Raw genomic sequence first — 18342 nt, 5'->3', positions numbered from 1 at the left:
GCCCGAACTCCCCGAGTTCGGGCCCACGGCCGTGCCGTGTTCCGCGAGGAGGAGCACCGCCGGCCGACCGCATGGCTCCGCGGCTCCGGGACACAAGCGCGATGTGCTGAAACTACTTGTGGTCGCCGTCCTCGTCCCGCTCGCGGTGGTGGCCTGCGCCGCCGCCGTCCTCGTCTCGCCCTGGTGGTCGGCCGCGGCCGCTCCGCTGCTCCTGCTCGCGGCGACGGCCCTCCACGACGTCGTGCAGCGGCGGCACTCCGTCCTGCGGAACTACCCGGTGCTCGGACACCTCCGCTTCGCGCTGGAGAAGCTGCGGCCGGAGCTCCAGCAGTACTTCATCGAGCGGAACTTCGACGGCCGCCCCTTCGACCGCGACACCCGCGACATCGTCTACGAGCGCGCCAAGGGCACCGACGCGGAGGAGCCGTTCGGCACCGAACTCGACCTCTACCGGGCCGGCAGCGAGTACCTCACCCCGTCCATGGCCCCCCGGCCGGTGAGCACCACCGCCCCCAAGGTCCGCATCGGCGGCCCCGACTGCACCCGGCCCTACGACATGGCCCTGCTGAACGTCTCGGCGATGAGCTTCGGCTCCCTCTCGGCCCGGGCCGTCCTCTCGCTCAACACCGGTGCGCGGCTCGGCGGATTCGCCCACGACACCGGTGAGGGCGGTCTGTCGGAGTACCACCTGCGCCCCGGCGGGGACCTCGTGTGGGAGATCGGCACCGGGTACTTCGGCTGCAGGACGGCCGACGGCGGCTTCGACGAGCGGGAGTTCGCGCGCAAGGCCGCCCACGAGCACGTCAAGTGCGTGTCACTGAAGATCAGCCAGGGTGCCAAGCCCGGCATCGGCGGCGTCCTGCCGGCCGCCAAGGTCAACGAGGAGATCGCCCGCATCCGTGGCGTCCCGCAGGGCCGGACCGTCATCTCGCCGCCCTTCCACCGCGTGTACTCCACCCCGCGCGAGCTGGTGCGCTTCCTGGCGCGCATGCGCGAACTCGCCGACGGCAAGCCCGTCGGCTTCAAGCTGTGCCTCGGCTCGCGCCGCGAGTTCCTCGCCGTGTGCAAGGCGATGCTGGACGAAGGCAGCACTCCGGACTTCATCGTCGTCGACGGCGCGGAGGGCGGTACCGGCGCGGCGCCGCTTGAGTTCGTCGACAACATCGGCCTGCCGCTCGGCGAGGGCCTGATGGCCATGCACAACGCCCTCGTGGGCGTCGGGCTGCGCGACCGGATCCGGATCGGGGCCAGCGGCAAGGTCGCCACCGGCAGCGACATCGTCAAACGCCTGCTCCAGGGGGCCGACTACACCAACGCCGGCCGCGCCATGATGTTCGCCGTCGGCTGCATCCAGGCCCAGCGCTGCCACACCAACACCTGCCCCGTCGGTGTCGCCACCCAGGACGAGCGGCGCGCCCGTGCCGTCGACGTCGCCGACAAGTCGCAGCGGGTACGGCGCTACCAGGAGGCCACGGTCAAGAGCGCCCTCCAGATCATGGCCTCGCTGGGGGTCGACGACCCGCGCGGCCTGCGCCCCCACATGCTGCTCCAGCGCGTGGACCCGTACACCGTGCGCTCCTACGCCGAACTCCACACCTGGCTCACCCCGGGCCAACTGCTCGCATCCGCACCCGTCGACTGGGCATCCGACTGGCAGGCGGCCGACCCCGACCGTTTCGCCCACTGAACCCGGCACCCGCACCGACGGGGAGCCGTACCGAACCGACCGGAGGGTACTCCTGTGGCATCACGCACCGTCGCCCACGTCATCGTCGACGGACTGAAGAGCCTGGGCGTCCAGCACGTCTTCGGAGTCGTCGGAGACGCACTGAACCCACTGACCGAAGCGATCCGCACCACCGACGGCCTGGACTGGATCGGCTGCCGGCACGAAGAGGCCGCCGCCTTCGCCGCCGGCGCGCAGTCCCAGCTCTCGGGCGTCATCGGGGTGTGCGCGGGCACCGTCGGGCCGGGCTCCGTACACCTCCTCAACGGGCTGTACGACGCGGCCAAGAGCCGGGCCCCGGTGCTCGCGATCTGCGGCCAGGTCCCCCTCGCCGAGATGGGCGGCGACTACTTCCAGGAAGTCGACAACGACCTCCTCTTCCGTGACGTGGCCGTCTACCGCGCCACCGTCACCTCCCCGGAGCAGATGCCCCGCATGCTGGAGTCCGCCGTCCGCGCGGCCGTCGGCCAGGGTGGAGTGGCGGTCCTCACCGTGCCCGCGGACCTCGGCGACATGGAGCTGGGCGAGGACCGGCCCGTCCGGTTCGCCCTCGGCCACGCCGTCACCCGCCCGGACGACGCAGCCCTCGCGGAGGCGGCCGAACTCCTGAACACCGCATCCCGGGTCACCCTGCTGGTCGGCCGCGGAGCCCGCGACGCCCGTGCCGAAGTGCTCCGCACCGCCGAGCTGCTCGCCGCGCCCATGGTGCTCACCCTCAAGGCGAAGGAGGGCTTCGAGCACGACAACGCCTACGAGGTCGGCCAGACCGGCCTGATCGGCAACCCCGCCGCCGCGCACGCCCTCGACCACGGCGACGCCCTGCTCATGCTGGGTACCGACTTCCCCTACCGCGACTGGTACCCGAAGGGCCGCAAGGTCGTCCAGATCGACGTCCGCGAGGAGCACCTGGGGCGCCGGGTGCCGGTCGACGTCGGCCTGGCCGGAGACGTGGGGGCGACGCTGCGGGCCCTGCTGCCGCTGCTGGAGAAGGCACCCGACCGGGCCCATCTCGACGACGCCCGGAACCGGTTCGCGAAATGGCGGGAAGGACAGCGGCGGCTGGCCGACCCGGCCCACGACCGGCGCCGGACCGGCAGGCTGCGGGCGGCCCTGGACAACCGGGACCATGCCGTCCGCCCCGAGGCCCTGGCCGCCGCGGTGGACTCGTACGCAGCCGACGACGCCGTCTTCACCTCCGACACCGGCATGGCCACCGTCTGGCTCTCCCGCTTCGTCACCCTGCGCGGCGGCCGCCGCCTGATCGGCTCGTACAACCTCGGGTCGATGGCCAACGCCATGCCCCAGGCCCTCGGAGCACAGCTCTGGGCGCCCCAGCGGCAGGTCGTCGCCCTGTGCGGTGACGGCGGCCTGGGCATGCTGCTGGGCGACCTGATGACGATCGCCGCGTACCGGCTGCCCGTGAAGATCGTCGTCTTCGACAACCGCCGCCTGGGCATGGTCGAACTCGAACAGGAACAGGGCGGGCTGCCCGAGTTCGGCACCGTCCTGGACAATCCCGACTTCGCCGCCGTCGCCACCGCTCTCGGACTCACGGGGATCCGCGTCACCGACCCCGACGGCCTCCACGACGGCGTGCGCAAGGCGTTCGAGACCCCGGGTCCCGTCCTGCTGGACGTACTGACCAACCCCGGCGAGGTCGCCGTTCCCGCGAAGCCGACCGTAGGCCAGGCATGGGGCTTCGCCGTCGCCAAGGCCAAGGAGATCTTCCCGGGCGGTGCGGGCTGACGGGCCGTGTTCCGGTCCCCGCGCGCGTGATCGGGCCGTTGCCGGGTACCCGCGCAGCACACCGCCGAACGCTGACAACTCCATGCCGAGAACGAGTACTTCAAGGAGAGGGCATCGCCATGACGCTGATACCGCACGTGAACGAAAGGTCCGTCCCCACCCCGGCGGAGCTCCGCAAGCACGTCACACGCGCGACCGGTCGGCTCCGGGACACGGCCGTGCACGTCGGGCGTCTGGTGGAGGACAGGACACCCGATCCCGTCCTCGCCGGGGCGCTCCGTACGGCGACCCGCGTCCGGGACACCGCCGCCCGCGCCGGACGGCTCGCCGGGCACCGCAACCTCGACTCCGCGAAGGCCGGGGCGGGCCGCGCCGCGACCCTGGCACGGGCCAACCGCACCGCGCTGGCCACCGTCGCCGGCGTACTGACCGCCGCCGTGCTCGCCCGGCGGGCCCGCCGGGCCCGGCGCGCGAAGTAGGGCCTCCTGCGCGGCCGGTCCGCAGGGCCTCAGGCCCGCGGCCCGGCCGCCGGCTCCCGCGCCCGCTCGGCGTTGAACTGGGCGCCGGTGACCAGCGCCAGATTGGCGAACCAGAGCCAGACGACGAAGACCACGATCCCGGCCAGCGACCCGTACAGGCGGCCGTAAGTGTCCAGTTGCGTGTACAGCGTGAAGAGCACCGAGGCGGCCAGCCACAGCAGCGCCGCCAGTACGCCGCCGGGCAGGCCCCGCCGGGTGCCCCGGCTCTGGGACGGCCCGGTCCGGAAGAGGACCAGCACCAGGAGGGTCACCACCACCAGGAGCACGGGCCAGCGCAGGAACGCGACGGCTTCCGCACCGCCCGCTCCCACGGCCCGCGCGGCCCAACGGGCCGGCGGCCCCGACACGACCAGACCCACGGCGCCGACGACGAGCAGCACCAGCAGCAGCGCCGCGTGGACGACGAGGGTGTGCGCGGCACGCAGCGGACGCCGCGTGTCCGGCACCCGGTGCATCGTGTGCAGGGCGCGGCGGAACACCGCCAGGTAACTGCACGCCGACCACAGCGCGCTCACCACCCCGCCGAGCAGCAGGGCCCACATCGACGAATGCCCCTCGGGGAGGCCGCCCAGCGCCTCTCGGAGCACCTGCGCCGACTGCGGTGGCGCGTAGGCGGTCAGGTCGGCGACGAGCCGGTCCCGCCGTGCCCCTCCCAGCAACCCCACGACACAGACGGCGATGACGAGCGCCGGCAGCAGCGCCAGCAGGGCGTAGTAGGTGAGGGCGGCGGCGTGGTCGGCCAGATTGTCCGTCCACACGCGGACGGCCGTACGCCGCAACTGCGCGCGGGTGCGGGCCGCGAGGCCGGGGGCGGCAGAGGCGGCGGCGGGCGGATCGCCTCGACGCGAAGTGGTGCGGGGGATGTCGGTCACCCCGTGCGCGTGCCCTCCCGGGCCCGCGCCCATGCGCCGTGAGGCCCCCGCGTACCGGCCCGCCCGCCGGGTAGACGCGCCCCCATGACGTGGAGCCACGCGCGACGGCGCGACGAAGAACCCCGGGAAGCGGTGCGACCGGACACCGGTACGAAGAGCCGCCCGGCCCACCCTGCCCACCCGGCCCGCCCTGCCCACCCGGCCGTCCGGGCCCTGGCCATGCTGGCGGCCTTCGCCGGAACCGTCCTGTTCAGCGTGGTTCTGGCCCGGCTGACCCTGGAACCGTCCGCCGCCTCGGCGGCCCTCGTGCACAGCAACCTCCGGCCCGGGCACTCGATCGGCGCCTACCTGGAAGGGGCGTCGACGGTCGAGGCGGCACGCCAACTGGGCGGCAACCTGCTGCTCGGCGTGCCGTTCGGGGTGCTCCTGCCCGTCCTGCTGCCGCCCGCCCGCGGACTGCTGCGGGTCGCCGTCGTGACCGTGTGCCTGATGACGCTGGTGGAACTGATCCAGGGAGCCCTCGTCACCGGACGCGTCTTCGACATCGACGACGTCATCCTCAACACCGCCGGGGCGCTCCTGGGTTACCTCCTGATCGGCCTGCGGCTGGGCCGCGCCGTGCACCCGCGCCGCAGGCACTGGTGGCACCGCCGCCCTTCGTGACTCGTGAGTACTGCACACCCCATCGGTGACAGCGGTGACTGTCGCACCCCGCGCGGGGCGTGACACCTTCGGGTCTGCCACCGACCGAGGGAGCAGGTGTGAACAAGGGGTACGCCGCCTTCTGCGACGCAGACCGCTGGTTCTACGACGCGCCGTACCGGCGGGCCGGAGAGAGCTACCCGGCCGCCCTCGCCCCCGTCCCGTCGGGCTGGCGCTCGCACCGCAGCGGCGACTGGCTCGCCCTGCGCCCCGCGGGCGCCGAACTGCCCGCGCAGGGCTGGAAGATCCACGTCTCGGCCACCCTCGACAACGCCGAATCGGTGCTCGGGACGGTCCAGGCCTACTGCACCGAGCGGAACATCGCCTTCAAGTTCATCCCGAGCCGCTACCTGCTGCACCTGCGCAACGCCAAGTACGCGGACCGCGCGGCGAGCGGCAAGTTCATCACCGTGTACCCCGCCGACGAACAGCAGTGCCGCCGCGTCGCGGAGGACCTGGACGCCGCGCTGGCCGGGGCGGCCGGCCCGTACATCCTCAGCGACCTGCGCTGGGGCGCCGGCCCGGTCCACCTGCGCTACGGCAGCTTCACCCTGCGGCACTGCTACGACGAGCACGGCGAACTGGTCCCGGCCGTCGAGGCACCCGACGGCCGGCTCGTACCGGACCGGCGCGGGCCCGCCTTCCAGCCGCCGGAGTGGGTCGAACTGCCCGCCTTCCTGGCGCCCCACCTCCAGGCGCGTTCCGCCGTCACCCTGACCGGCATCCCCTTCACGGTGGAGCGGGCGCTGCACTTCTCCAACGGTGGCGGGGTCTACGTCGGCAAGGACACCCGCACCGGCGAGACCGTGGTCCTCAAGGAGGCCCGGCCGCACGCCGGACTCGCCGCCGACGGCGCCGACGCCGTGACCCGGCTGCACCGCGAACGGGCCGCGCTGGAACGGCTGGCGGGCCTGGACTGCGTACCGGCGGTCCGCGGCGCCTTCACGGTCGGCGACCACCACTTCCTGGTGCTGCAACACCTCGACGGCAAACCGCTCAACACCTACTTCGCCCGCCGCCACCCGCTGATCGAGGCGGACCCCGCTCCGGCGGAACTCGCCTCCTACACCGAATGGGCGCTGAAGATCCACCAGCGGGTGACCGAGGCCGTCGACGCCGTCCACTCCCGCGGGGTCGTCTTCAACGACCTCCACCTCTTCAACATCATGGTGGCCGAGGACGCGACGGGTGAACCATCCGTCGCACTGCTGGACTTCGAGGCCGCCGCGCACATCGACGAGGGGCTGCGGCAGACCGTGGCCAACCCGGCCTTCGTCGCCCCCGCCGAGCGGCGCGGATTCGCCGTCGACCGCTACGCCCTCGCCTGCCTGCGGCTCGCCCTGTTCCTCCCGCTGACCAGCCTCCTCGTCATGGACCGAACCAAAGCCGCACACCTGGCCGCCGTCGCCGCCGAGCAGTTCCCCGTACCGCGCCGGTTCCTCGACGAGGCCGTCGAGGAGATCCTGTCCGGCGTACCGGAGGGCCGGCCGGGCGACCGCCTGCAAGCACCGGCCGGACCGTACCTCCCTGTCGAACCCCGGGAATGGCCGGCCGCCCGTGCCTCGATGACCGCGGCGCTGCGGGCGAGCGCCACCCCGCACCGCGAGGACCGCTTCGTCCCCGGCGACATCGCCCAGTTCGCGACCGCCCACGGAGGCATCGGCTTCGGCAACGGGATCGCCGGGGTGCTTTACGCCCTCGCCGAGACCGGCGCCGGCCCCTGGCCGGAAGCCGAGGAGTGGCTGCTCGAACGGATCGCGGAACCGGCCTCAGGCACTCCGCTCGGCTTCTACGACGGCCTCGCCGGCACAGCCTGGACGCTGCACCGGCTCGGACACCCGGAGCGCGCCCTCGCCCTCGCCGAGCGGCTGCTGCACCAGCCCTGGGAGAGCGCGGGCCCCGACCTGTACGGCGGCCTCGCCGGCATCGGCCTCGCCCTGGACGCGCTCGGCACCGCGAGCGGCGAGCGCGAACTGCACTCCGCAGCCCTGCGCTGCGCCGAACTGCTCGCCAGGCCGGAGCAACGGCCCACCCGGGCAGGCCTGTTGTACGGAAACTCCGGCCCGGCCCTGCTCTGCGTACGCCTCTACGAGCGCACCGGCGACAAGGAACTGCTGATCCAGGCCGCCCACGCACTCCACCGCGACCTCGACCGCTGCGTCACCAGCGCGTACGGCACCCTCCAGGTGAACGAGGGCTGGCGCACCATGCCGTACCTCGGCGAGGGCAGCGTCGGCATCGGCATGGTCCTCGACGACTGGCTGGAGCACGGTCCCGACGAGCGCTTCGAACAGGCCCGGCTGGAGATCGTACGGGCGGCGCAGGCCACCTTCTACGCCCAGCCCGGGCTGATGCGCGGCGCCGCCGGAATGATCCTCCACCTCGCCCGGACCACCACCCCCGGGCCGGGTACCGGATCCGGTGCCATCGCCCGCCAGATCGACGCACTGGCCCGGCACGCCGTGCCGTACCAGGGGCATCTGGCCTTCCCCGGCGAGCAGATGATGCGGCTGTCCATGGACCTCACCACGGGCACGGCCGGCGCTCTCCTCGCCCTCGGCAGCGCCGCGCCCGGCGGGCGCGCGCACCTGCCGTTCCTCCCGCCGCTGCGCGACGCCGCGGCCCACGAGCCGGTCCCGTCCGGGGCCGTGACCCATCGCACCACTCGAGAGAAGAAGAGGAACCTGACATGACGCTTCTTGACCTGCAGTCGATGGAGACCCCGAAGGAAGAGACCACCGAGGTCGCGATGACCGGCGGCGGCAGCCGCGCCAGCCTGCTCCTCTGCGGGGACAGCAGCCTGAGCATCACGACCTGTAACTGACCCAGGTCACCTCGGGCCCGGGCGGTTCACCGCCCGGGCCCGCACCACATCACTGGAGGCATCCGCCGATGAGCCCTCCCGACGCCGACGCCGACGCCGATGCCTCCGCCGGACCGGCGCAGGAACCGGAGCCACCCGCCCTGGCGCGCGGCGCGGACCGGGCGCTCGTCACAGCCGCCCGGCACAGCGCCGGACGCACCGCCGCGGTCCTCGGATGCACGCTGGCGGCCGCCGCGGCGGCGCTCGCCGAACCGGCCGTCCTCGGCCACACCCTGGACCTGCTGCTGCGCGCGGACCCGTCGGGCCCCGCCTGGACGCTGCTGTGCGCCGCCGTCATCGCGGCCGAAGTGGCCCTGGACGCCGCCGCCGCACGGCTGACCGGGGAGGTCGACGGCCGCTCCACCGCCCTGCTGCGCAGGCTCGGGCTCGCCCGGCTACTGGGGACCGCACCACACCACGCGGCCCGGCACGCGCCCGGCGAGACCGCCGCGAGGCTGACCGCGCACGCCGCGGAGGCGGGGAAGGTCCCGGCGGCCGTCGCGCACGGCGCCGCCGCCCTGCTGCCGCCGCTCGGCGCGGTGGCCGCGCTCTTGCTCATCGACCCGTGGACGGCGCTCACCTTCCTCCTCGGGCTGCCGGTGCTGGTGCTCCTGCTGCGGGCCTTCACCCGCGACACCCTCACCAGCGTCGCCCGCTACCAGCAGGTGCAGCTCGCGACCGCCGGACGCCTCGTCGAGGCGCTGGCCGGGGCGCGCACGATCGCCGCAGCCGGGACCGCAGACCGCGAACGCGCCCGCATCCTCGCGCGGCTGCCCGAACTCGGCGCCGAGGGCAGGCGCATGTGGCAGGTCTACGGCGGCACGACGGCGCGGTCCGCGGCCCTGATGCCGATGCTCCTGTACGCGGTCCTCGCCGTCGGCGGCATCCGCCTGTCGGCCGGGGCCATCGGGGTCGGCGAACTCCTTGCCGCGCTGCGGTACGCGGCCCTCGCCGCCGGTGTAGGCGCGGTGACCGGCGCACTGGCGGCGGTGGTCCGCGGCAGGGCCGCCGCCCGCCGCACCGCCGCCCTCCTGACCCTGCCCCCGCTCGGCCACGGCCGCGCCGAGCTGCCGGACGGCGGGCCCGGCACCCTCGAGCTGCGTGACGTAACGATCGTGCGCGGCGGGTCGGCCGTCCTGCGGGACATCAGCCTGGTGATCCCCGGAGGCAGCACGGTGGCGGTGGTGGGCCGCTCAGGGGCCGGCAAGACGCTGTTCGCCGCCGTGGCCGGCCGGCTCACCGACCCCGACACCGGCCGGGTGCTGCTGGACGGCGTGCCGCTGCGGGAGCTGTCCGCCGAAACCCTGCGCCGCGAGGTGGGCTACGCCTTCGACAGGCCCGTGCTGCTCGGCGGGACGGTCGGCGACGCGATCGGGTTCGGCGCCGGCCCGGCCCCCGGGCCGCAGGCGGTCCGGGCCGCGGCACGGGCCGCGGGCGCCGACCCGTTCGTACGGCGCCTGCCCGACGGGTACGCGACGCGCCTCGCCCACGCCCCGCTGTCCGGCGGCGAGGTCCAACGCCTGGGACTGGCCAGGGCGTTCTGCCACGCGGGCCGGCTCCTCGTACTGGACGACGCCACCTCCAGCCTCGACACCGTCACCGCCCGGGAGGTCGAGCGGGCGCTCGCCCGCGAGATCCGGCCCGGCACCCGGATCGTGGTCGCCCACCGCCTCTCGTCCGCCGTCCGCGCCGACCTCGTCGTATGGCTCGACGACGGACGGATACGGGCGGCCGGCACCCACGCCGACCTGTGGCGGCGCGAGCCCGCCTACCGGGAGGTGTTCGCCGCCGGCACGACGGCGACGCCCCGGACGGAGAGGGACGACCGCCCGTCGCCCCCACGGAAGCAGGAGGCGGGACGATGACCGGCACCGGCACCGGCACCGAGACGGAGGTCTGGCGCCGGGTGGCCCCCGAGGGCCGGCGGTTCCTGCGCGGCCGCAAGAGCGCCCTGGCACGCCTGGCGGCATGGTCGCTCCTCGAATCCGCGCACACCTTCCTCGGCGGCTACGGAGTGGCCCGCGCCCTCGACGACGGCTTCCTCGCCGGCCGCACCGCCACCGGACTGGCCTGGCTGGCCGCGGCAGCGGTCGGAGCGCTCCTCGGCGCCCTCGCGCTGCGCGGCGTGTTCGCCGGACTCGCGGACCTCGTCGAGCCGCTGCGGGACGGCCTGGTCCGGCGGGCGGTCCGGCAGGCACTGGACCGCGCCATCGGCGACCCGGTACGGCCTCCGGACGCCGGCGCGGTGTCCCGCCTGACCCAGCAGACGGAGATGGCCCGGGACTCCTTCGCGGGGCTGGTGCTGACGGTGCGCTCGTTCGTCTTCACCGCGGTGGGCGCCTTCGCGGGCATGGCGGCCTTGGCCCCGGTCCTGCTGCTGATCGTGCTGCCGCCCCTGCTGCTCGGCGTGGCCGTCTTCCTGGCCACGCTCCTGCCCATGGCGGCCGTGCAACGCCGCTCCCTGGACACCGACGAGGCGCTCGCGGACCGGCTGGGAGAGCTGGGCGAGGGCCTGCGCGACATCGTGGCCTGCGGCGGACAGGCGGCGGCGCGGGGCCGGGTCGAGCCCCTGATCGCCACGCAGGAGCAGCTGGCCCGCCGACTCGCGCGCTGGGCGGCCCTGCGCACCTTGGCCCTGGGTACGGCGGGCCGCCTGCCGGTGATCGCACTGCTCGCCGCGGCGCCCTGGCTGCTCGGCCACGGGGTCACCGCCGGGACGCTCGCCGGCGGTCTCACGTACGTGGTGCAGTCCCTGCTGCCGGCTCTCAACTCGCTGATGACGGCTCTCGGTTCCGCCGGATCCCGACTGCTCGTCGTCCTGGAGCGCTTCTGCTCCCCCCTGTCGCCACTGCCGGCCGCTCCGGCCGCTCCGGCCGCTCGGGCCGCTGCGGACACCGCTCCGGCGACGGAGGCGCGGCGGGCCACCGACCCCGTCGCTCCGGCCGCCGCGGCGGCCGAACTGCGGGGCGTCACCTTCGCCTACGGCCGCGGAGCTGCGCCCGTACTCGACGCCCTCGACCTGGTCGTGAGGCCGGGGGAACACCTCGCCGTCGTCGGTCCGAGCGGCATCGGCAAATCCACGCTCACCGCCCTGCTCGCCGGGATGCTCACACCCGGCGCGGGCACGGTGCTCGTCGCGGGCGCGGCCGCCCGCAGGGCGCCGGACGCACGCGGTCCGGACCCCCGGCGGACCCTGCTGCCGCAGCAGGCCTACGTGTTCACCGGCACCGTGCGCGAGAACCTCACCCACCTTTCCCTCGCCCCGGACCCGGGCGACCACCGGTCCGCAGACGCCCTGACCGGTGACGCCCGGGTGCGGGACGCCGTCAGCGTCCTGGGCCTGGACGGCCTGGTGGAGCGGCTGGGAGGGCTGGACGCGCAGGTGCGGCCCGGGCTGTTGTCCCGCGGCGAGTGCCAGCAGCTCGCGCTCGCCGCCGCCTACCTCTCGCCGGCGCCGCTCCTGCTCCTCGACGAAGCCACCTGCCACCTGGACCCGCGTACGGAGGAGCGTGCCGAACGGGCCCTCGCTGCCCGCCCCGGCACCCTCGTCGTCGTGGCCCACCGCGTCTCCTCCGCGGCACGCGCCGACCGGGTCCTCGTCCTGGACGGGACCCGCGCCGTGTGCGGCACCCATGCGGAACTCCCCGCCCGATCGCCCCTCTACCGCGATCTGGTGGGGGAGTGGAACGGGACCACCGACGGATGATCCGGCCGCCCCGCCCGCCTGCGGCGGTCGCGGCGGCCGCGGATCAGACCCAGCCCTCCCGCCGGCATATTCGGATCGCGTCGATGAGGTTGCGCGCGCCGGTTTTGCGGGTCGCCGCGGCCATGTAGTTGCGCACCGTTCCGCTCGCCAGGTGCAGTGCGCGGGCTATCTCGACGATGGAATCTCCCTCCGCCGCCCGGGCCAGCACACTCAGCTCGCGCGGGCTCAGCGGGACCGGGTCCGCCTCCATGAAGGCGGAGGCCAGCGAGGCGTCGATGAACCGTTCCCCCGCGGCGACCCGCCGCACCGCCCGGACCAGCCGCCCCGGGGAGCCGTCCTTGTCGACGTAGCCGCGGGCCTCGGCGCGGAAGGCCCGGTGCAGCGAACCGGGCGCGCCGGTCGACGCGAGCACCAGCACGGGGGAGCGGGATGCGAGGACCTGGCGGTCCGCGGCGCGCCCGTGGTCGGCCAGCACGGCCGTCGTCCCCGGACAGTCGAGGTCGACGACCGTCACATCCGGTCGTAAGGACTCCGTCCGGGGTGTAGCGCTCCGCCAGCCCGCGGAGGTGACCTCGAAAGGCCCTTCCGATCTCAGCAGGGCGGCCAGGGCGGACCGGACCAGGCTGACGTTGTGCAGGACCAGGACCTTCGTCATCGTGAGCTCTCCTCGGTGAACGAACCGGCAGCACCACGCGGCTGCCCCCGTACGAGGGAGATGGAACGTCACTGCGGGGGGCTTGCAGGGGCGTACGGCCAACTTGGCCGAGATGCCCCCGGATCCGGCTCCGCTTAGGCGGGTTACCCCCTTGAAGACCGGCGGCCTCCCGCTCCTTCCGCCCCTCGCGGAACGGCTCACACCTGACGCCACCGGGCCATCGCCCAGTCGAACGCCCCGTACAACGTCAGTCCGACGGCCACCGCGACCAGCAGCCACGGGCCCGCCGGGGTGAGGGAGAACGACCTCAGGGTGTCGTCGAGCCCCTTCGCCTGCCCCGGGTCGTAGCGCAGCGCCGCGTACAGGACGAAGCCGCCGACCGCCGCGAACACGGCTCCGCGGGCGATCCCGCCGGCCACTCCGAGGAAGTCGACCGCCTTGCGCGAGCCCTGCGGGGCCCCGCCCATGGCGAGGTGCTTCCGGAAGTCGCGCCGGGCCGCCTTCACCGCGATGACCACGCCCGCGACGGCGATCCCGAGTCCGACGGCGCCCACCAGCCACTGGCCGGCCGGCAGGTCGAGTGCCTTCGAGGTCGTGTCACGCGACTGTTCGTCGCCGGAGCTGCCGCCGCCGCCCGCGGCGAACGCGAAGACGGAGAAGGCCACCACCGCGTAGAACAGGAACCGGGCCGCCGCGGCCAGCCGCTTCGTGGGCTTGTCGCCCTTCGGTCCGGCCGCGCCGAAGACGGCCTCCGACAGGCGCCACAGCGCCATGCACACGAGACCGATCCCCACGGCCCAGATCAGGACGGAGCCGAACGGCTTGTCCGCGAGTTCCTGGAGGGCACCCTGCCGGTCGGCCTCCTGTTCGCCGCCGCCGAAGGCGATGCGTACGGCCAGCACCCCGATGAGCACGTACAGCACCCCGTGCGCCACCAGCCCGGATCTCCCCGCGACCGCCCGGACCGTGCCGCCGCGCGACACGGTCCGGGCGCCCCTGCTCGCAGCCTCGCCGCTCATGGCGGTCAGACCTCGCCCCGCCAGGCGCCCGTTTCGACCCCGCGCGACTCGATGAACAGCTTGAACCGCTTCAGATCACCCGTGACCTGGCGCTTGACGAAGCCGAGCTTGTCGGCGGCGGCCTCGGCCAGACCGTCGGGCACCCAGTTCATGCGCAGGACGACCTTGGTGGTCGACGCGTCGATCGGCTGGAAGGTGACGAGCCCGGCCTGGCGGGCCTCACCGTCGACCGTCATCCACGCGACGCGCTGGTCCGGGAGCTGCTCGGTGATCTGCGCGTCGAACTCGCGCCGCACCCCGTTGACGTTCGTCACCCAGTGGGTCAGCGTGTCGGTGCGCTGGTCGATGCGCTCGACGCCCTCCATGAAGGCGGGGAAGTCCTCGAACTGAGTCCACTGGTTGTAGGCCGTGCGTACCGGAACGTTGACCTCGACGTATTCCTCGACGTGCGACATGCGCACCCCTTCCCTGCGATCGGCAGTCCCGCACCCCCGAGGTGCGGGCGTCCGTCTGGACGTGTCGCAGCGCGGTTACCCTGCCGCGTCGGTGGCATGCGCAGCCCCCGGCGCGGGGACGGGTACGGCGCGTGTACGGGCGACGACGCAGGGCACACGCGGGGCATGACCGTACTCAAGACAGGTGTGATCGTCCTGGACTGCGCCGAACCCGAGCCGCTGGTCCGGTTCTACGCGCAACTGCTCGGCGCGTCGGCGGGCCCGGCCACCGACGACGGCGAACTGTTCCTGGTCACCGGCCGCGCCGGCCCGCTGCTCGGTGTCCGCCGGGATCCGCACCGCGCGACGCCGAGCTGGCCGCTGCCGGAGGGCTCCCAGGAGGTCCACCTGCGGATCCTGGTGGCGGAGGAAGCCCTCGACGAGGCCGAGCGCGAAGCCGTGGCCCTCGGGGCGCGCCCGGTGGCGGCCGAGGAGGACGGCACCCGGCCGGACAACCGCACGACCGTGCGCCGCTACGCGGATCCGGCGGGCCACGCGTTCGTCCTCGCGGCCGTCCGGGAAGACCCCGCGCAGCCCGCCGGGGGCCGTCAGCCGTAGGTGACCGTCACCTCGCGGAAACCCAGGGAGCGCAGCAGCCCCTCCAGCATCGACGTGGTGTTCTTCTCGGCGCGGTCGACGAGGCCGCTCTCGCGGGCCGCCGCGTCGATGTGCTGCGCGGCGAGCTTCTGCACGGCCTGCTCGCCGGCCGGGTTGTCGGAGAACAGATCGCCGATCCGGTCCAGCAGGCCCCGCTGCTTCGACACCGCGTACGAACGGCTCGGGTCGAGGGCCGCCGTGCCGAGCACCGCGTGCGGCAGCCGGATCGCGGCCCCCGTACGGTCCTCGTTCACGGTGACGCTGCGCTCGTCCAGCCCACCCATGTCGACGTAGCCGCTGACCGTGCCGGCCCCCACGTACAGCGTGCGGGTCCCGCGGATCGCGTCCGGCAGGAACGCCGCGTCCTTCTCCAGGTCCACGACGACCTGGAAGTTTCCGACCGCCGCCTCGTACCGGTCCATGTCCTGCACCGACTTCAGCAGCGCGGGCCCCGACCGGTCCCTGGTGTCCGAGCCGAAGAGTCCGCCGAATCCGGGCACGAGACTGAAGCGCTCCACGAGCACCAGCAGCACTACGAGCACCGCTGCGCCGGCGATGATCCGACCCCACATCGGGCGCCGCGTGCCGCCCGGCCGATCCGAAGAGGTTTCCATGCCCCGCGGATACCCCGTGGGCGCGGCTCCACTACGGAGGGAGACGCTCACGTCGAAGGGCTCGTCGTGCCAGCGCCAGCTGGCGGTGCCGTCGTCGTGGATGTGCAACATGAACTCCGCGACCGGGCTGCCGTCGGGGAACGTCAGAGTGAGTGCACTTCGGATCTGGGTGTAGCAGGCGTCGGCCCGCTCCCAGTCCTCCTCATCAATGGCCCGCTCTTGCTCGGCGAAGGCAGGACGGAACTCCTCGAAGCCAGGAGGTGTCTCCACTTCTGCGTGGATCCATGGCATGTCGGCGCCGGTCACAGTCATCCGGGCAATCTCCTGGTCGCCGTGGTGGAGCCTCCAGATGCTGCCGGTGGTCAGGTTCGGGTTGGCCATAGCCCCATGATGACGATCACCGCTGACAGGCGAAGCGCGGGGCGTGGCGTCCCTCCGTGTGGACGCCCACGTTATTCCCAGCCAGAAGTTCACGATCATCCCAGGGGAATCCCGGTGTAGGTGTGACGGTCACCGCCTCAGTGTGACGGTGGACATCGTGCCCACCCCTGCCTCATGCCTCAGCTGTACTCGCTGATAGAACCCCGTCATGACGTACCGATTCACCGCCCGCGCCGCCAGAACCGAGATCGACCCTGACGGCTACTTCACCGAAGCCGCCCTTGCCGAGGATGAGGACGGAAGCGGCTTCATCTTGATGTTCATGGCGGGAGAGGAGGAGCCCGATGATCAAGAGGTCGCCCTGGGGATGGACACACGCTGCCTGGTCACAGCCGGGCAAGGGACCGCGTACGGCTGTGTGCGGGAAGCGGTCCTGACGGGCAACGTCCTCCGCGTCTCACTCGACCCTGATGCACTGGAAGACCTGCGGTTGACCGACAGTGAGATCGAGGCCGTCATCGAAGCGCCGGACGAAGATATCGTCCTGTTCCGCGAAGTCCTCGCCCAGGTGCTCGGCTACGGACGGGCGGACGCTGTGCCCACCCGTGTAGGCATCTGACCAGCCGGCCGGGCGTCGTGCACTGGCGCGAGGCCGACCAGGTGGGCAATTACGTGAAGATGCAGCGTCATGGGGTGCCGGTAAGAACCCTGTCACCGATCCTGCTGGCCAATTCCGTTGCTGGTCGGTTGTGACGCTCGTTGGCTGTGGCCGCAGAAACCGGGCGGGCGGCAGTGAGCCGAGCCGCACCAGCCAACGCCTTCGGCGGAGTGATCAGTGGCTCCGTGGATGCCCCAGGTCTTGTGGATCAATGGATTTGGGTAGTGGCTGCGGTCATGAAGGCGTTGAGGGCGTCCTGTAGGTCTTGCTCGCGGTTGGCCAGTTCGGTTCTGGTGGATGCCGTGCGTATTGGAGTGATGGCATCGAAGGCCGAGGCGGCAAGAGACACGAGCGTGGAGTCTTCGGCGAGGAGGCGGACTTGGAACTGGGCGTTCTCTGTGGCGGCGCCAAGTCGGTCGCACTCTGTGAAGGCGTGTCGCGTCTCGGGGCTGTCGGGGGCTTCCTGCAGACGGAACCAGAGGGCGACGGTGGCTTGTTTGAGTGCCGTAACAGCTCCTGCGTAGGCACTGTAAGTCGTCAGACGTTCCTGTCGTAGCTGCTGGGAACGGGCGAAGACCTCCGCTTGCGCACTCGTACGGCGCTGGACGGTAAAGGTGATGATTGAACCCAACAGGGTTCCCGAGACAGCGATCAAGCTGGCTAGCACAGCCTCCATGTCCGCATCTCACCACACGGACCTACACCCGCACAGCCTGAGGACGAGGTCAGCTGAACGAGCGATACGAGAAGGCGCCTGAAGTCGATACGGCTCGGACACCACTCAACTGTTTGCGAGCCTGGATCGCCTGGCTAATCGGGGTGTCGATTCAGAACGGTGTCACCGATCCTGTTGGTCTACTCGGGATCATGCGGTGAGGGAGAGGTCCAGTCGGGCGAGGTGGCTGGTGCGGGTTCGGTCGAGGGGATGGCCGCTCCACCAGGCGTTGAGACGGATGAGGTTGAGCGCGACCGCTGAGAACGCGTGTTCCAGGTGGGTCTTCTTCAAGCCGCGGTAGCGGGCACGTCTCATGCCGGGGACCGCGACAGCCTGGTGGATGGTTCCCTCGACGCCGGCGCGGGTGGCGTACTTCGCCCGCCATTTCTGAGTGGTCTGCTTAGACCGTGTCCTATGTGGTGAGGCGGACCAGTCGCTTGTAGCAGCAGATGGCTGCGGCGAGGCCGAGGAAGGCCAGGTAGTTGCGGGGGTATCGTTCGTAGCGGTGGTTGAGCCGGCGGTAGCCGGTCAGCCAGGACATGGTTCGCTCGATCACCCACCTGCGGCGTCCGAGCCGTTCTGACGATTCGACGCGTTTGCGGGCGATGCGGACGCCGATGCGTTTGCCGCGGAGCCATTTCCGCAGTTCAGGTATGTCGTAGGCCTTGTCGGCGTGCAGGCGCTGGGGCTTGAAATGACGGCCGCGGTGGGGGTCGTGTCTCGTTTGGAGACCCGTGATCATGGGCCTCAGGGTCTGGCTGTCGTGGGTGTTGGCGGCCGAGAGGCCGACGAGGAGGGGCAGTCCGTTCGCGTCCGACAGGACGTGCATCTTGGAACCCGCCTTGCCCCGGTCCACGGGGCTCGGACCGGTGAGTTCGCCTCGTTACCTTCTTCGTGGCCCCGCAACGGGGTTCCCGGTCTCCGGGTCCGGTATGACTTGAGCCCCTTGTCGATCATGGCCGAAAAAGTGGTGTCACCGGGCCTGGAGGCATTGGCAGACCGCTGATCAGGGGCATGACCGCTCACCTTGCTCGTCGAGGTGAAACAGGCCTTCG

At 72.6% G+C, this 18342-nt stretch carries 16 protein-coding genes and 2 pseudogenes; 10 read left to right on the top strand and 8 right to left on the bottom strand.

Annotation, left to right across the window (positions count from 1 at the left end):
* The first annotated feature begins 106 nt into the window (after positions 1 to 106).
* The 3 genes from AB0F82_RS03565 to AB0F82_RS03555 all read left to right on the top strand — a co-directional run bounded on the left by AB0F82_RS03565 (position 107) and on the right by AB0F82_RS03555 (position 3951).
* Positions 107 to 1687 (top strand): FMN-binding glutamate synthase family protein, encoded by a 1581-nt coding sequence (locus tag AB0F82_RS03565; RefSeq protein WP_436842042.1) that lies wholly within the window; start codon positions 107 to 109, stop codon positions 1685 to 1687.
* Positions 1688 to 1741: 54 nt separating this feature from the next.
* The gene (locus AB0F82_RS03560; RefSeq protein WP_362623501.1) at positions 1742 to 3472 is read left to right on the top strand and encodes a thiamine pyrophosphate-dependent enzyme; all 1731 of its coding nucleotides are present in this window, start codon (positions 1742 to 1744) and stop codon (positions 3470 to 3472) included.
* Between the two features lie 119 nt (positions 3473 to 3591).
* A complete protein-coding gene (locus tag AB0F82_RS03555) occupies positions 3592 to 3951 on the top strand; it encodes a hypothetical protein (protein ID WP_362623499.1) in 360 nt (119 codons plus the stop codon).
* Positions 3952 to 3980: 29 nt separating this feature from the next.
* Here AB0F82_RS03555 and AB0F82_RS03550 read toward each other — a convergent pair whose 3' ends face one another.
* Positions 3981 to 4874 (bottom strand): YihY/virulence factor BrkB family protein, encoded by an 894-nt coding sequence (locus tag AB0F82_RS03550; protein ID WP_436842041.1) that lies wholly within the window; start codon positions 4872 to 4874, stop codon positions 3981 to 3983.
* Between the two features lie 93 nt (positions 4875 to 4967).
* Here AB0F82_RS03550 and AB0F82_RS03545 point away from each other — a divergent pair, with 93 nt between their 5' ends.
* From AB0F82_RS03545 to AB0F82_RS03525, 5 genes are all read left to right on the top strand, one after another.
* A complete protein-coding gene (locus tag AB0F82_RS03545; protein WP_362623494.1) occupies positions 4968 to 5546 on the top strand; it encodes a VanZ family protein in 579 nt (192 codons plus the stop codon).
* A gap of 98 nt (positions 5547 to 5644) precedes the next feature.
* Positions 5645 to 8278 carry a class III lanthionine synthetase LanKC gene (gene lanKC, locus AB0F82_RS03540; protein ID WP_362623492.1) on the top strand — a complete coding sequence of 878 codons (2634 nt, stop codon included), beginning with the start codon at positions 5645 to 5647 and terminating at the stop codon, positions 8276 to 8278.
* Positions 8275 to 8409 carry a SapB/AmfS family lanthipeptide gene (locus tag AB0F82_RS03535; RefSeq protein ID WP_030655136.1) on the top strand — a complete coding sequence of 45 codons (135 nt, stop codon included), beginning with the start codon at positions 8275 to 8277 and terminating at the stop codon, positions 8407 to 8409. The genes lanKC and AB0F82_RS03535 overlap by 4 nt, the downstream gene beginning before the upstream one ends.
* Positions 8410 to 8477: 68 nt before the next feature.
* Complete coding sequence (locus tag AB0F82_RS03530; protein WP_362623489.1) at positions 8478 to 10313, top strand: ABC transporter ATP-binding protein; 1836 nt, start codon at positions 8478 to 8480, stop codon at positions 10311 to 10313.
* Positions 10310 to 12154: an ABC transporter ATP-binding protein gene (locus AB0F82_RS03525; protein ID WP_362623486.1), complete on the top strand. Its 1845-nt coding sequence runs from the start codon at positions 10310 to 10312 to the stop codon at positions 12152 to 12154. The genes AB0F82_RS03530 and AB0F82_RS03525 overlap by 4 nt, the downstream gene beginning before the upstream one ends.
* 43 nt (positions 12155 to 12197) lie before the next feature.
* On the opposite strand, the gene AB0F82_RS03520 is transcribed toward AB0F82_RS03525, so the two are convergent.
* The 3 genes from AB0F82_RS03520 to AB0F82_RS03510 all read right to left on the bottom strand — a co-directional run bounded on the left by AB0F82_RS03520 (position 12198) and on the right by AB0F82_RS03510 (position 14283).
* Positions 12198 to 12809 (bottom strand): response regulator transcription factor, encoded by a 612-nt coding sequence (locus AB0F82_RS03520; protein WP_362623483.1) that lies wholly within the window; start codon positions 12807 to 12809, stop codon positions 12198 to 12200.
* Between the two features lie 197 nt (positions 12810 to 13006).
* Complete coding sequence (locus AB0F82_RS03515) at positions 13007 to 13828, bottom strand: DUF1206 domain-containing protein (RefSeq protein WP_362623481.1); 822 nt, start codon at positions 13826 to 13828, stop codon at positions 13007 to 13009.
* A gap of 5 nt (positions 13829 to 13833) precedes the next feature.
* Positions 13834 to 14283, bottom strand: coding sequence for an SRPBCC family protein (locus AB0F82_RS03510; protein WP_362623478.1), 450 nt, complete (start codon positions 14281 to 14283; stop codon positions 13834 to 13836).
* A 165-nt stretch (positions 14284 to 14448) separates the two neighbouring features.
* Between AB0F82_RS03510 and AB0F82_RS03505 the strand changes: the two genes are divergently transcribed.
* Positions 14449 to 14880: a VOC family protein gene (locus AB0F82_RS03505; protein WP_362623476.1), complete on the top strand. Its 432-nt coding sequence runs from the start codon at positions 14449 to 14451 to the stop codon at positions 14878 to 14880.
* Here AB0F82_RS03505 and AB0F82_RS03500 read toward each other — a convergent pair.
* Entirely contained in the window at positions 14871 to 15533 is a 663-nt protein-coding gene (locus AB0F82_RS03500; RefSeq protein ID WP_390078297.1) for a DUF4230 domain-containing protein, read from the bottom strand. The two genes, AB0F82_RS03505 and AB0F82_RS03500, sit on opposite strands and share 10 nt — an antisense overlap.
* A 589-nt stretch (positions 15534 to 16122) precedes the next feature.
* On the opposite strand from AB0F82_RS03500, the gene AB0F82_RS03495 reads away from it, so the two are divergent.
* Complete coding sequence (locus AB0F82_RS03495; protein ID WP_362623473.1) at positions 16123 to 16533, top strand: Imm10 family immunity protein; 411 nt, start codon at positions 16123 to 16125, stop codon at positions 16531 to 16533.
* 247 nt (positions 16534 to 16780) lie between these two features.
* Here the strand turns inward: AB0F82_RS03495 and AB0F82_RS03490 are convergent, their stop codons facing one another.
* The 3 genes and pseudogenes from AB0F82_RS03490 to AB0F82_RS03480 all read right to left on the bottom strand — a co-directional run.
* Positions 16781 to 17227 carry a hypothetical protein gene (locus AB0F82_RS03490; protein ID WP_362623470.1) on the bottom strand — a complete coding sequence of 149 codons (447 nt, stop codon included), beginning with the start codon at positions 17225 to 17227 and terminating at the stop codon, positions 16781 to 16783.
* 210 nt (positions 17228 to 17437) lie between these two features.
* Positions 17438 to 17659: pseudogene (locus tag AB0F82_RS03485) on the bottom strand (transposase); the annotation flags it as partial.
* Positions 17660 to 17699: 40 nt separating this feature from the next.
* Positions 17700 to 18167, bottom strand: a pseudogene (locus tag AB0F82_RS03480) (IS5 family transposase); the annotation flags it as partial.
* Positions 18168 to 18342 lie beyond the last annotated feature (175 nt).

Origin of the sequence: Streptomyces virginiae (assembly GCF_040638905.1) — a bacterium.
GTDB classification, from domain to species: domain Bacteria; phylum Actinomycetota; class Actinomycetes; order Streptomycetales; family Streptomycetaceae; genus Streptomyces; species Streptomyces virginiae_B.
This window is presented reverse-complemented; position numbering and strand designations above follow the sequence as displayed.